Source organism: Caballeronia sp. DA-9 (assembly GCF_051615025.1).
GTDB classification, from domain to species: Bacteria; Pseudomonadota; Gammaproteobacteria; order Burkholderiales; family Burkholderiaceae; genus Caballeronia; species Caballeronia sordidicola.
Window position 1 is genome coordinate 940,195 of sequence record NZ_CP195132.1, and the last position, 13,631, is coordinate 953,825.

General features: G+C 60.3%; 16 protein-coding genes. 6 read left to right on the forward strand and 10 right to left on the reverse strand.

The features are described 5' to 3' along the window. The 3 genes from ssuD to ACRWA7_RS10405 form a co-directional block, all read right to left on the reverse strand. Complete coding sequence (gene ssuD / locus ACRWA7_RS10395; protein ID WP_060856689.1) at positions 1–1,149, reverse strand: FMNH2-dependent alkanesulfonate monooxygenase; 1,149 nt, start codon at positions 1,147–1,149, stop codon at positions 1–3. Positions 1,150–1,383: 234 nt separating this feature from the next. Further along, positions 1,384–2,388, reverse strand: a complete 1,005-nt coding sequence (locus ACRWA7_RS10400; protein ID WP_438392574.1) for a sulfonate ABC transporter substrate-binding protein — start codon at positions 2,386–2,388, stop codon at positions 1,384–1,386. A gap of 125 nt (positions 2,389–2,513) precedes the next feature. Continuing rightward, positions 2,514–3,551: an aliphatic sulfonate ABC transporter substrate-binding protein gene (locus ACRWA7_RS10405; protein ID WP_438392575.1), complete on the reverse strand. Its 1,038-nt coding sequence runs from the start codon at positions 3,549–3,551 to the stop codon at positions 2,514–2,516. Positions 3,552–3,740: 189 nt separating this feature from the next. On the opposite strand from ACRWA7_RS10405, the gene ACRWA7_RS10410 reads away from it, so the two are divergent. After that, the gene (locus ACRWA7_RS10410; RefSeq protein ID WP_060856691.1) at positions 3,741–4,778 is read left to right on the forward strand and encodes a S1C family serine protease; all 1,038 of its coding nucleotides are present in this window, start codon (positions 3,741–3,743) and stop codon (positions 4,776–4,778) included. 23 nt (positions 4,779–4,801) lie between these two features. Here ACRWA7_RS10410 and ACRWA7_RS10415 read toward each other — a convergent pair whose 3' ends face one another. From ACRWA7_RS10415 to ACRWA7_RS10435, 5 genes are all read right to left on the reverse strand, one after another. Continuing rightward, complete coding sequence (locus tag ACRWA7_RS10415; protein ID WP_060856692.1) at positions 4,802–5,353, reverse strand: cytochrome b; 552 nt, start codon at positions 5,351–5,353, stop codon at positions 4,802–4,804. Next, positions 5,350–6,459, reverse strand: a complete 1,110-nt coding sequence (locus ACRWA7_RS10420) for a catalase family peroxidase (RefSeq protein ID WP_438392576.1) — start codon at positions 6,457–6,459, stop codon at positions 5,350–5,352. Before ACRWA7_RS10420 ends, ACRWA7_RS10415 begins: the two co-directional genes overlap by 4 nt. A 95-nt stretch (positions 6,460–6,554) precedes the next feature. Further along, positions 6,555–7,409 (reverse strand): anti-sigma factor family protein, encoded by an 855-nt coding sequence (locus tag ACRWA7_RS10425; RefSeq protein ID WP_438392577.1) that lies wholly within the window; start codon positions 7,407–7,409, stop codon positions 6,555–6,557. Beyond that, positions 7,406–7,924: an RNA polymerase sigma factor gene (locus ACRWA7_RS10430; RefSeq protein WP_060856695.1), complete on the reverse strand. Its 519-nt coding sequence runs from the start codon at positions 7,922–7,924 to the stop codon at positions 7,406–7,408. Before ACRWA7_RS10430 ends, ACRWA7_RS10425 begins: the two co-directional genes overlap by 4 nt. A 110-nt stretch (positions 7,925–8,034) precedes the next feature. Next, positions 8,035–8,751, reverse strand: coding sequence for an anti-sigma factor family protein (locus ACRWA7_RS10435; protein WP_438392578.1), 717 nt, complete (start codon positions 8,749–8,751; stop codon positions 8,035–8,037). A 284-nt stretch (positions 8,752–9,035) separates the two neighbouring features. Between ACRWA7_RS10435 and ACRWA7_RS10440 the strand changes: the two genes are divergently transcribed. From ACRWA7_RS10440 to ACRWA7_RS10460, 5 genes are all read left to right on the forward strand, one after another. Beyond that, entirely contained in the window at positions 9,036–9,302 is a 267-nt protein-coding gene (locus ACRWA7_RS10440; protein WP_060856697.1) for a DUF4148 domain-containing protein, read from the forward strand. A gap of 98 nt (positions 9,303–9,400) precedes the next feature. Next, on the forward strand, positions 9,401–9,718 hold the full coding sequence (locus ACRWA7_RS10445) for a DUF4148 domain-containing protein (protein WP_060856698.1): 318 nt from the start codon (positions 9,401–9,403) through the stop codon (positions 9,716–9,718). Positions 9,719–9,797: 79 nt separating this feature from the next. Further along, positions 9,798–10,217, forward strand: a complete 420-nt coding sequence (locus tag ACRWA7_RS10450) for a secondary thiamine-phosphate synthase enzyme YjbQ (RefSeq protein ID WP_438392579.1) — start codon at positions 9,798–9,800, stop codon at positions 10,215–10,217. A gap of 43 nt (positions 10,218–10,260) precedes the next feature. Further along, on the forward strand, positions 10,261–11,541 hold the full coding sequence (locus tag ACRWA7_RS10455; RefSeq protein ID WP_438392580.1) for an aspartate carbamoyltransferase: 1,281 nt from the start codon (positions 10,261–10,263) through the stop codon (positions 11,539–11,541). 95 nt (positions 11,542–11,636) lie between these two features. Further along, on the forward strand, positions 11,637–11,975 hold the full coding sequence (locus ACRWA7_RS10460; RefSeq protein WP_060856701.1) for a hypothetical protein: 339 nt from the start codon (positions 11,637–11,639) through the stop codon (positions 11,973–11,975). A 19-nt stretch (positions 11,976–11,994) separates the two neighbouring features. Here the strand turns inward: ACRWA7_RS10460 and ACRWA7_RS10465 are convergent, their stop codons facing one another. Then, positions 11,995–12,693, reverse strand: coding sequence for an aspartate/glutamate racemase family protein (locus tag ACRWA7_RS10465; protein WP_438392753.1), 699 nt, complete (start codon positions 12,691–12,693; stop codon positions 11,995–11,997). A gap of 111 nt (positions 12,694–12,804) precedes the next feature. Further along, positions 12,805–13,566: a CDP-diacylglycerol diphosphatase gene (locus ACRWA7_RS10470; protein ID WP_438392581.1), complete on the reverse strand. Its 762-nt coding sequence runs from the start codon at positions 13,564–13,566 to the stop codon at positions 12,805–12,807. Positions 13,567–13,631: the final 65 nt, after the last annotated feature.

Sequence of the window (13,631 nt, forward strand, 5' to 3'; positions counted from 1 at the left end):
TCAGCTCTGCGATGCACGCGGCAGATACGACGTGCCCACGATCTCGCCGAACGGTCCCGACAACGGACCCGCCGCGCGCTCTTTCTGCTCGCGCGGCAGCAGCGGGAACACGAGTTCGGCGAACCGGTACGACTCTTCAAGATGCGGATAGCCGGACAGGATGAACGTATCGATACCAAGCGCCGCGTACTCCTTCATCAGGCCCGCGACCTGTTCCGGATTGCCGACAAGCGCCGTGCCCGCGCCACCGCGCACGAGACCGACGCCGGCCCACAGGTGCGGGTAGACTTCGAGCTTGTCGCGCTGGCCGCCATGCAACGCCGCCATGCGTCGCTGGCCCTCCGAATCCATCTTGGCGAACGACGCCTGAGCGCGCTGGATGGTTTCGTCGTCGAGCTTGCTGATGAGCTTGTCCGCGTCCGCCCATGCCTCTTCTTCCGTCTCGCGCACGATCACATGCAGGCGGATGCCGAACTTGATCGTGCGGCCTTTTTCTGCGGCGCGGCGGCGAATGTCGCTGATCTTCTTTTCGACTTCCGCGGGCGGCTCGCCCCAGGTCAGATACGTGTCGATATGATCGGCCGCGATCTCGTGAGCCGCCGGCGAGGAACCGCCAAACCACAGCGGCGGATGCGCTTTCTGCACGGGCGGATAAAGCACCTTGCCGCCCTTCGACGTCAGATGCTTGCCTTCGTAATCGATCGAACCGCCTTCGTGCGACGACTCCAGCAAGCCACGCCAGATGCTCAGGAATTCGTCCGTGACTTCATAGCGCGTATCGTGATCATTGAACACGCCGTCGCCCGCCAGTTCGACCGGATCGCCGCCCGTCACCACATTGATCAGCAAACGCCCATGGGACAAGCGGTCGAACGTGGACGCCATGCGCGCCGACAACCCCGGCGAACTCAGTCCCGGACGGATCGCCACCAGGAACTTGAGGCGCTTCGTTGCCGGAATCAGGCTCGACGCCACGACCCACGCGTCTTCGCACGAACGGCCCGTGGGCAGCAGGACGCCTTCATAACCGAGCGTGTCGGCAGCTACCGCGATCTGGCGGAAGTAGTCATAGTCCGCGGCGCGCGCGCCTTGGGTCGTGCCGAGATAACGGCTGTCGCCGTGCGTCGGAATGAACCAGAAAACATTCATTGTCGTGCTCCTGCCTTGCTTATTGAATCGAGGTTCAGCGCGTGCCGTGCGGTCTATCCGCCAAGCGGAAATGAGTAGCCGTAAATGCGAGTGCATACGCCGGACCCGCGCCCGTTCCGATGAATCATCTTAGCGACGCGCACTTTTCCCATGAACGATTTATTTGAGCTAAGGTTCTCGCCAATTCTGCTTACGCGTCTCAAGTGACGCCTTAGCGATGGTTCCGTGAACGCATTAGCCGACGTTCCAGCGTGCATCGGCGACGGCCAGCTTTTTCGGAATCAGCTTGAGGCCCGTAAATACGTCGGCGATCTGCTGTTGATAGGCAATCGTCTCCGGCGTGATCGGCTGCACGCCATAGGCCGTACGTTTCAGCGCGCGTTCGAGCGTGGGTGTGTCTAGCCCGACCAGCGGCGATAAAAGTTTGGCGACATCGGGGATATTGTCCCGGCCCCATTGATCGACGTGATCCAGTTCTTCCAGTAGCGCGCGCACGAGAAGCGGCTGGGCCGTCGCGAACTTGCGCGTCGCGAGGTAATACTGCGTGTTGCGCACGAGATTCGTGCCATCCGCGATCACCCGCGCGTTTGCCTGCCGTTCCACGGCGGCGAGATACGGATCCCAGATCACCCATGCGTCCACGCTGCCTTGCACGAATGCAGCGCGTGCGTCGGCAGGAGCCAGGTAGACCGGCTGGATATCGGTGTAGGAAAGCTTGGCATTCTTCAATGCTTCAACAAGAAGGTAATGGACGTTCGAACCCTTGTTCAAAGCCACTTTCTTGCCGCGCAGATCCCCTACGGAGCGGATCGGCGACCCTTGTTGCACGACGATTGCCTCGCCCTGCGGCGCGGGCGGTTCGTTGCCCACATAGACAAAATCCACGCCCGCTGCCTGCGCGAAAATAGGCGGCGTTTCTCCGACCGTGCCTGCATCGACCGCGCCTGCATTGAGTCCTTCGAGCAGTTGTGGACCCGCCGGGAATTCAAGCCATTGCACCGTGATCCCTTGCGCGGCAAGCCGCTTGTCGAGCGTGCCGCGGGCTTTCAGAACCACGAAGTTGCCATACTTCTGATAGCCAATACGAAACACCTTTTCCGAACCGTCGGCAACCGCGTTCTGGCTGGTCAGGAGCGCCGCGGTTCCGGTCAACGCGCTGGTTGCGCCTGCACCAAGCGCCGCGAGTTTGAGCAATGCTTTACGACGCGATGCAATGGCAAGTGATTTTTTATCGGGCATGGGAATGCCTCCCTGGATGAATGAATGCTCAGGCCGGTGTGGTCGGAAAGCCCGGTTCACTTGAAGCAAAACCGCCTGCAAGCGCGGGCGGTTTTGGGAACACGGCTTTGTCGATTGGTCATTCGCTAAGGTTGTTTGACAACACCTTCCGCGGCGACGTTGGCGCTGGTTGCCGTATTCGCCGCAACCGCCTTGCGCGATGCAAAGTCCCAGACGAGTGCGCTCGCGGTATCGACGGGCTTTGGCAAGAGCTTCGCCTGGTAGAAACTGTCGGCTATGGCCTGTTGCTCGCCGAAATTCTTCGCCACGACCGCGCGCACTGCATACGTGCGGCGTGAATTGGCGCGCTCCACCGTCGCCTGATCGAGTCCCCACACCGGCGCTAGAATCCTGGCCGCATCTTGCGGGTGCGCCTTGGTCCAGACACCGGCCGCGACCAGTTGCTTGAAGACGATATCGACGATCTGCGGGTACTTTTGCGCGAACGGAGTCGATGCGAGGTAATAGCGCTGATAGGACGCGAGCCCATCGCCACGGATCAGAATGCGTGCGCCCGGATCCAGTTCCACCGAGGCCACGTACGGGTCCCATGCGAACCACGCGTCCACGTCATTGCGCTCGAACGCCGCTCGCGCGTCGGCGGGTGCGAGATAGCTGATCTTGACATCGGCGGGCGTCAACTTCGCGCGGGCAAGCGCGGACAGCAACAGATAGTGGACGCCAGCCGCCTTGGTCACGGCAATACGCTTGCCCTTGAGGTCGGCGAGCGAATGAATGGGTGCATCGCGATGAACAATTACGGCCTGCGCCGAAGGCGACGGCGTTTCCTGCGCGACATAAACAAAATTGGCGGTCGCTGCCTGCGCGAAGACCGGAACCGTGTCGGCCACGTCGGCGCTAACGTCCACGGCGTCGGCATTCAGCGCCTCCGTAAGCGGTAATCCACTTGCAAACTCGCTCCACTCTATTCGCACGTTCAGCGGCGCGACCGCCTTTTCCAGCGTGCCGCGCGCCTTGAGGATTGCAATCAGCGTGGACGATTTCTGAAAGCCGATGCGTAGCTTGACGGGGTCGCCCGATGGCGTTTGCGCAACCGCGTTAATGGCAAAGGAAGCCAATAACGCCATTGCAACGCAGGCGGCAAGGCGGTTAAGGATTTTCATGGAGACGAGCAGGAAAGGAAGCCAGCCGATGATGTTAGCAATGCACGCAGGCGCGACTAAACGATCATTCCTGATATCGATCGCATCGAAAATGCTGACGGTGGCTTTCCAAACGGAAGCTGTCTGGTCACCGCTTGAAATCGGCGGCCTGATCCCGCATCTCAAGTTCCATTTATCCGGAGCACGACCATGGGAAGCCGTCCCCAATTTATCGATGACATGTCGCGCGGCGCCGCCGAGGCCGCCCTTTCGACTCCCCTCGGCGACGAAGCGCTCCTCGACGCATACTCGCGCACGGTCATCGGCGCGCTTGAACGCGTGCAGCAAGCAGTTGCGTTCATCTCAGTCGAACGGCACGTGGCTAGCGGAGCCAATGGCCGCAATCCACGCGGTACGCAAGGTGGAACCGGATCGGGTTTCATTTTCACACCCGACGGCTATCTCCTGACCAATAGCCACGTCGTGCACGGCGCGACGCATATTCGCGTCACGCTCGCCGACGGGGGTACGTTCGACGCCGATCTGGTCGGCGACGACCCCGACAGCGACCTCGCGGTGCTGCGCATCGGCTCAGCCGAAGTATTGCCGCATGTCGAACTCGGTGAATCCGGCAAGCTTCGCGTTGGACAGATCGCGATTGCCGTGGGGAATCCGCTTGGCCTCGCCCAGACCGTTACGACCGGCGTTGTCTCGGCGCTCGGCCGCTCCTTGCGATCCAATTCCGGACGCATGATCTACGACGTGATCCAGACCGACGCGGCGCTGAACCCGGGCAATTCGGGCGGTCCGCTGATCAACTCGGCGGGACAGGTCATTGGCGTGAACACGGCGATCATCGCGGGCGCGCAGGCCATTTCGTTCGCGACCGCCATCGATACCGCCAAGTGGGTCATCATGCAGCTCTTCGCTCACGGACGCGTGCGGCGCGCGTACATAGGCGTAGCGGGGACAACGTCGCCCATCTCGCGACGCGTGCAGCGCTACTTCGGCTTGCCTTCGGCCAGCGGCGTGCATGTGATGGAAGTGGTGAAAGCAAGTCCCGCAGCAACCGGCGGATTGCGCACGGGCGACCGCATTGTCGCTATCGACGCGTTGCCCGTGGACAGCGTCGACAGCTTGCAGCGGAGCCTGGATGTAACGCGTATTGACCGCGTCGTGAACGTCACCGTGCTGCGCGGCGCGCAAAAACTCGAGCTGGAGGTCACGCCTGTCGAGCAGGCTGCATGACCCTTTGTCATGAAGCCGCCCGCTTACTCGTGACCTCGCGCGCGGCCTCGCGCCATGCTCGAAAACACGCCATCGCGTTTGATCAGGCCGTGGAACATGGCCGCGCCCAAATGCGCGAGGAAGGTCGCGAACAGCAATAACCCAAGGGTCGTATGCGCCGAGCGCAAGAACGCGTAGAGCCGCACGTCTTGTGGCGCGATGGGCGGCAAGTAGACCGATCCGAACAGATGGACTGGAAAGCCGCCCGCCGACAGCATCGACCAGCCGACGAGCGGCATGGCGAACAACAGCGCATAAAAGACCCAGTGCGAAAGATGGGCGATGTGCTGCTGCCAACGCGGCATGTCATCGGGCAAAGGCGGCGTGCGGTGCGTCAATCGAACGATGAACCGCATGCTCACCAGCACGAGGATCGCAATGCCGAGCGGCTTGTGGATTGCAATCAGCGTCTGATGCCACGAAGACAACGTGGCCACCATTCCCACTCCAATGAACAACATGGCTATGACAAGCGGCGCCATCAGCCAGTGGAAAAACCGCGCGGCGGGACTGAAATGTCGATGTTCGGCGCTCATTGGGGATTCCGTGTCGATGCTTGAGAGGACGCCTGAGCGGATACCTGAGCACGCGCTTCCTCATGCGTGCGGCGATTATAAGAGACCGCGTAGGCCGACGAGCGTGCCGCCAGTAGCGGATCGTCGGACGATTTCAGGCCGGTGGGAAGAATGGTCGGATCGTAGTTGATATCGCGGCAATCGCCATCGGCTTGCGGCGTTTCGCGTTCGATCACAAGCGTACCCGCGTCAATGTGCGGCCGGTCTTCGGGCCACGCCTGGGTTGCGTCGTTGGTCACGTCGCCGGGTTGGGCAACAGTCAGCACGAGATGCCAGCGCAACGGGCCATTTGCCAGGCGGCCGCGCAATTCGGCATCGAGGAAATCGTGCTCGCCCTTCTGGTCGGCAGTGACCGGCGAATACTGCGCCTCGGGCACCATGAACCAGCGGATGAAATGCGTCTTGCCGCTTGCATCGATAGCGCGAAACGCATTGATGCCGTAGTACGCGGCGTTTCCAAAACTCGATGACGGCGGATGGTTTTTCACCCATGCCTGAAACGGTTGGGTCTCCGGATGCGCGGCAAAAAACGTCTTGAGCTTGGCGGGATCGGGTTTGCCGGTCGCGGGATCCGGTTGCGATGCGACCAGTTGAGCAAAGAAAGCCTGCGGCGTATTGACAATAAACACCGGCGTATTATTCATGCCGGTGCGCCATTGCTGGCCGTCGGGCAGCTTGAAATCAAGCGCAAGACTGCGCACCGGGACGCTGGCATCCGGAGCGGAGGGATTGCTTCCGGGAATCGCAAAACGGCCTACAACCGGAGTACGCATTGCCGTGAACACGCTTGCACTCGATATATCCGACGCTTGCCCGTTCCCTTCGAAATACCCCTCCACGCAAACGCCTTTAGCGTGATTGCGGCGAAATCCCGGATGAACGCCCGCATTCGCTTCAAACGTATTGACAATACGTTGCGGCGTCAGGCGCTCGGGCGCGGCGAAGCCCGATGCATACACAAAAGCGCCGCCCATTGCAGCCACAACCGCGCCTATGACCGCCAGCCGGAATAGCGGAATGGATTGCCGTGAGCGATGCCGGTCCGAAGGGGGAGGATGTTTGTTCATGGCTGATTTTTTGATTCGATATCCTGATGGACCAGGATTTCACTTTGATGTCGACGGCTGACTCCGGCGCATCACGCCGGAGTCAGCCAGAAGTTTTACTGAGTGGACGTCTGCGGCTTGACGTCGCCCATCTGTGTCAACTGCGAATAGACGTCATGCGAAAGCTCGAGCAATACCTTGCGGTCGATCGCGCCCGAAACCGCATAGCCGAAGTCGCCATCGATCCAATAGAACACATTCACCGAGCCATCCTGATACAGCTTGAACGCGGTCGTGTCCGAGCTGATCTTTCTATGCGAAATGCATAGCGTAATGCGTTCGCCCTTCGCGTCGTGATACATGAACTGCGCGACCGGACCATCGTCGCCGGGCAACAGGCGCCCGCCCATCAGTTCGAAACCGACACGCGTGAGCACAGGCGGCCGGACGTCGGTGCCAAGCCTCTTGGAGACCCACGTCACCAGTTCCTGCTCGCGATCGGCGCCAACTTCGACGGGCCGCATCACTTCGGGCGCATACATCACGTGCGCAACGGCAGACTGGCGCGCGAACGATTCGCCGGGCGTGAAGCTCGCGCGTTCCACATGCCCGCTGCCACCGCTGCCCGGCATCAACGCACGACCGCCCACGTTGCTCATCATGCCGCCCACGCCAATGCCCACGCCTATTACGAGCGCCGCCGCCATTCCGGCGAACTGTGGCCAGTTTGCAGCGTCGCGCCAGCGGCGGCGCTCGGGCGGCAACAGCCGTTGCGGCACGGGTTCGCTCAGCACGCGATCGTAGCGGTCGTGGAACATGCTGTTCAACGAAAAATAGTCGCTGATCTTGGTGGCGAGTCCTTCGTCGTGTTCCAGCAGCCGATCGATCTCATCGCGGCGATGTTCGGCCAGCGATCCGTCCACGTAGGCGTGGATTTCGTCTTCGGTAATCGGTGTTTGTTGTTCGCTCATCGCACCACCTGTAATTTAGCGCCGGGTTGCGCGCCCGCCATCAGCGCGCGCAGTCTCTCACGTCCGCGCGAAAGCCGCGACATGACGGTCCCTATGGGAATTTCCAGCGCCTGCGCGACATCGGAATAACTCATTTCTTCCAGGCCTACCAGCAGCACGACCTGGCGTTGATCGAGCGGCAGCCGCTGCAGCGCGAAATCGAGATCGCGCATTTCAAGCGACTGCGTTTGCGTGCCGGCCACGGCGAACTCGCGCTCGGAAATATTCTCGTCATCGACGGAAACATGCACCGCCTTCACGCCCGCGCGGCGCGCCTGATTCGCGAATACGTTATGCATGATGGTAAAAAGCCACGCGCGCATGTCGGTGCCGGTCTGGAATTTCTCGGTATGCCGGAGCGCGCGTTCGAGCGTGTCCTGAACCAGGTCGTCGGCAAGGTCGCGATTATTGATCAACGCTCGCGCGTAGCGGCGTAATCGCGGTACATGTTCCATTAACTCGTCACGGACGCCCATTGGCCTTCCTTCATTTTGTAAGCTTGCGCCGGCGCTGAGCAAAAAACGCCGCTGTGAATGATCGGGCTAACACCGCGTTTTGCGGGTTATTCCCTTTCCTCGCGTCTTTTTTAGTTGCCCGTCATCAAGTCCGCAGCGCGCATCAGACCGCGCGTGTTCGCGCGCCCGGCCAGCACGTAGCGTTTTCCGCCCGCAGTCCACTCGAGCAGGCGCGTTTCACCTACGCGATGCGCCCGCCACTGCGGCTGCGGTTTTGCCATGATCCCGGGCGCAACCAGCAGGACCGCTGCGTCGCCCGCCGCATTCCGGTACACATACTCTGACGCCGAGGCAAACGGCCCCAGGGACATGTCGCGGCGCGCAGCCGGATGAAATCCTACGACATATAAGTTAGGCGCGTCCGCCAGCGCCTTCGCCGAGCTTGCATAACCGCTCGCGCCGGTCGCCATGTCCTGCGACGCGACCGCCTGCTCAAGCGCCATGATCGACGCATTGTCGAGCGCGGAATCCGAGATGTCGAAGGCGAACAGTCCGCTTGCGACGAGCGCCAGCGCGGCTGCGGCGGCGATCAGCGCAATGCTGATCGCTCTTCTTGGCGCCGGAGGAGCAGATTTGCGCGGGGGCGATTCGTCGGCAGGTTCGTGAAAGGCATTCTGCATTTGCTGGTTGAGCCGTCCATAGAACGCTACACGATGCGCCTCGTCAGGCCGCTTTTGCAAGTAGCGCTGGACGCTGGACGCGCGTTTCGGATCGAGCATGCCGTCGGCGTAAGCCTGGACATCGGACTCGGAGAGCCTGGATTCCGAAGGTGGTTTTGCTACGGACATGATCGATTGGAAAATTGCTGTCGGTATAAGGCGAACACAGTATGAAGCGATTTATTCCGTTTGCGCATGGCCTCAGGCTACGCGCCAGAACACCCGCCAGCGGAAAAGAAAAGCGTCCCTGAGCGCGTAAACACAATCCATCACGGCTTATTCCCGTCAAATTCAAATTTTTTCGTTCATGAAAATAATCGGCTTTGTCGGGAATATCGCGGGCTTTTGCCGGGTTCTCTCCAATGCACACAGCGCAAAAACACTTAACCCTTTTAATCTCTTTGGAGAAGAACATGAAAGTCCTCGCCATCGCTCTCGTAGCCCTTGGAACAATTGCTTCAGCTAGCGCATTCGCACAGACCAAGACCCGCGCGCAGGTCTATCAGGAATTGATTCAGGCACAGAAAGACGGCCGCGATTTTGTGACGGACACCTCTTACCCCGACGTCAATCCAATCTTCGCGCATCAACTCGAGCAACAGCAAACGCGCCTTGCTCAAGAGCGGGCAAACAACGCAGTGGCAAACACAACGCCGGCAAGCGCCAGCGAAACCAACTAACGCTCGCGCGCCCATATTGAGCCCTTGAGCCCAGGCATCGAAAAACATGTTTAGCAGTTAGCTAAATACATCGGATCACTAACTTTATTGAGGTCATCATGAAAAAATTCCTTATCTCCGCACTGGTTCTCTCGTCGGCGTTGGCAGCACCGGCTTTCACGTTCGCCCAGAGCAACGGCCCCGTGACGCGCGCGCAGGTCAAGGCCGAACTCGCTCAACTCGAAAAGGCCGGCTATAGCCCGGGCGGCGAAGACGTGAACTATCCGCAGGACATTCAGGCCGCCGAGCAGAAAGTCTGGGAACAACAAGGCATTGCGACGCGTTCGTATGGATCGTCTACAGGCAGCACATCGGCGTCGGGCGCACGGGCTGACGTTGCACGTGACGCGGCGAAACCGGTCTACTTCGGTCACTGAATGAGCGGCCTCGCCTGTGTCACTTCGCATGAACCGGTAAACTCCAGAGGCGAACGCACCTTCCTCTGGAGACATCCGTATGAAACAGGCGCTCCATCACCTGAGCGTGACCACGCGCACGCGCGGTCTGCACGAAATCACCCGCGAGACCCGTAATTGGGTCGGCGAGCAAGGTATCGAAACCGGACTGCTTACCGTATTCCTCCGGCATACATCGGCTTCGCTGCTGATCCAGGAAAATGCCGATCCCGACGTACGCACCGACCTCGAACAATACTTCGAGACGATCGCCCCGGAAGCGCCGGGCCGCTACGTTCACGACGCCGAAGGCCCCGACGACATGCCCGCGCATTTGCGCACTGCGCTGACACAAGTCCAGCTATCCATTCCAGTCAGCAACGGCCGCATGGTTCTCGGCACCTGGCAAGGTATCTACGTGTTTGAACATCGCCGCGTTTCGCACACACGCGATGTCGTATTGCACCTTTTCGGCGAGTAATTTAATATACGCAGCGCGTACATTATCTCCCGGAGCGTCCGACATGTCTCTTCAACAACAAACTCTGCTTCGCGACGCCATGCGCCGCCTGAACATGACGCGCGATGCATTTGCAAACCGGATCGGCGTGGCGCGACGAGCGCTCGATACCTGGTTGCTTCCGGATGAGTCAGCCGAATCGCGCGCAATGCCCGAGATTGCAAGCCGCTACGTCATGGAGATATTGGAGAGGACACCCGCCGGCGACGAATATACGCAACGCGTACAATCTCCTTCCATTCTGTACGAAGGCCGCCCGCACCTGCTTTCAGTCGATCAGTTCTCGCGCGATTCTGTTGAAGCCTTGTTCCGGGTCGCGGACACCATGCAACCTATCGCGCGGCGGCAAAAAATTACCCGTGTGCTGGAAGGCGCGGTGCTCGCCAATCTTTTCTTCGAGGCAAGCACCCGCACGCGCGTGAGCTTCGGCGCTGCCTTCTGCCGGCTCGGCGGCTCGGTATGCGACACGACGGGCTTCACGTTTTCATCGATGGCGAAAGGCGAGTCCATTTACGATACCAGCCGCGTGATCAGCGGTTACGCAGACGCACTCGTGGTGCGCCATCCCGAGAAAGGATCGGTCGCTGAGTTCGTACGCGCGACCAATGTGCCGGTGATCAACGCCGGTGACGGCCCCGGCGAACACCCGAGCCAGGCGTTGCTCGATCTCTACACCATCCAGCGGGAATTTTCACGTGTGGGCAAGATCGTCGACGGCTCGCACATCGCAATGGTGGGCGACCTCAAATACGGGCGCACGGTCCACTCGCTTGCTAAGCTGCTGGCGTTGTACCGCGGGATGAAGTTCACGTTGATCTCGCCGGCGTCGCTTGAAATGCCCGCGTCCATTCTCGATCAGATCACGCGCGGCGACCATGTGGTCGAGCAGACAAGCGACTTGCACGCCGGTCTGAAAGGCGCCGATGTGGTGTATGCCACGCGCATTCAGAAAGAGCGTTTCGCCGATGAATCCATCGAAGGCTATACGCCTGACTTTCAAATCAATCAGGCACTGGTTGAAAGCGTATGCGGGCCCGACACGCTGATCATGCATCCGCTGCCACGCGATGGCCGTCCCGGCGCCAACGACCTGAGCACCGATCTCAACCATGATCCAAGGCTTGCCATCTTTCGGCAAACCGATAACGGCATTCCGGTGCGCATGGCCATTTTCGCGGTCTTGCTGGGCGTGGAAAAACAGGTCCAGCATTCCATGCGCGATGCCGCCTGGAAGGCGCCGGCTTACATCGGCCCGGATGACGCGGTTTTTCACGGCATCGACTAAGTCCGTTTATACGGCGGCGCTGGAAAATTTAACGCGACGTTTACGCGCGAAAAGATACGCTGCAAGTCATCCCGAACACAGGAGCTTGCAACGTCATGAACCTTGTACTCGAAAGAATCATCGGCTCGGCAACCAACGGTAAATCTGCGGAGCGGGAAACCGCGGCAACGCCGTGCGCGTCGCGGGTTCATCTTTCTGCCGTGCTTCGCAGCGCCCAGGACGAAGCCGCGAGGGAGCGCCTTCGCCGCCTCTTTCATTCACCGCTCGGCGTATATGTGAGCCAGGCGTCGCGCGATCACGACGATCTGAGGCTTGTATTCGACGTTGCAATGGAAGATCTCGACTTCACCGTTCGCACCTTGCATCAGGTGCTGCCGGAGGCTGTTATCGAGGCCGTGCGTCCGCGCGTGTTCACCCACAGGCGCGAGCACTGACCTACGGCGCTTCAACCGATCAGGCTTGCGCCAGCGAGAAATCGACTGCGGCGCGGGCGTGGAGCGCGGTGGTATCGAGCAGGGGTACGGGGCTGTCCTCCGCCTTCACCAGCAGCATGATTTCCGTGCATCCCAGCACGATAGCTTCGGCACCGCGCGCCGCCAACGCATGAATGACATCGCGATACAGCTTGCGCGATTCCTCTGCCACGATCCCAAGACACAACTCGCGATAGATGATGTCGTGAACGACCGCCTGCTCCGCAGCCTCGGGGACCACCGTGGCGATTCCATGCCGCTCCAGAAGCCGGTCGCGGAAGAAACTTTCGCGCATGGAGAACGCGGTGCCAATAAAGCCGACTCGGCGCACGCCGCGTCTTTGAGCTTCGATGCCAGTCGGATCCACGATATGCAGGAACGGCACGGACACCGCGGCGGCGACTTGAGGCGCGACCAGATGCATGGTGTTCGTGCAGAGCACGATGCAATGCGCACCGCCCGCCTCGAGATGACGCGCAGCCTCGCTCAGCCGGATACCTGCAACGTTCCATTGTCCGTCGCGTTGCAGCCGTTCGATGGGCGCGAAATTCACGCTATGCAACAGCACTTGCGCCGAGTTCAGTCCGCCAAGCCGCGCGCGGACATCCTGGTTGATCAGCCGATAATATTCAGCGGTCGATTCCCAACTCATCCCGCCGATCATGCCTATGGTTCGCATCGTAGTCATGCCGCCGTCCCGTCTTTCTGATTAATAGAAACGACATAGTGCAGTCAAGTGCGGCGGGCCGCCAGAGCAAAAATTTCGAGGCAATCGACGGCCACGTTTAACCTAGTGTTTGCGCGCAATCGCACAACTGTGATCCTGCAACTCCTCCGACGATGCGAAGTCGCCCTCCGCCCGGCGCACGTGATCGTTGAGCAGGAAAAATGCAGGCTTGCCGTCGGGCGTGGTCGTGCCGGTCAGCAACAACGTCTGGTCCGCCATCTTGCCGCCCTCCCTCGCAACATCGGCCGCGAGCAACTTGAACGGATCGACGGAATCGAGCGTGGCGTCATCAATGCGCCTGATCCTGTATGCATGGCCGCGCAACGGCGTGGGGAACACAGACCATTGCGTACCGATCTTCGGGCCCTGTTCGCGCAACGCATCGACGACATCGGGCGCCAGGCAATCTATGTGGATATGCAACTGATTCTGCGAACGCCCGCTGGTGGAATTGATCGCGAGCGAGAGTTCGTCCCGAGGCAATTGCTCGCCGAGTTTCGCTGTAACGAAGCGTCGCGATTCCCATGCGGCGCGCCAGTAATTCGGCGAGTCCGCGCTCAACAATTCAGGACTTTCGATGCCGCCAATGCGCTTTGTCGGAATCAGCAAATACTGCGCAATACCGTTGATGTCTTTGAGCACCGCGTAGCCTTGAGCCGCATCGACATCGACACACTTCTGCGGCACGTCCGCCCCACGCGCGGCCGGTTCACATGAGTTGTGAACGATCTGCCATAGCGCATTGGGATTGCCGGCACACGCCGTAGCAAGAAGCGCAGCCGCGAGCGCGCTCGCGAAAAAACAAAGAAGCCGGAAGTTCCGCATTGGGGCGAGCGATTGAAAAGGACAGGCCGCATCGTAGCAAGAGCGCATTACGTCTGCTTGACACG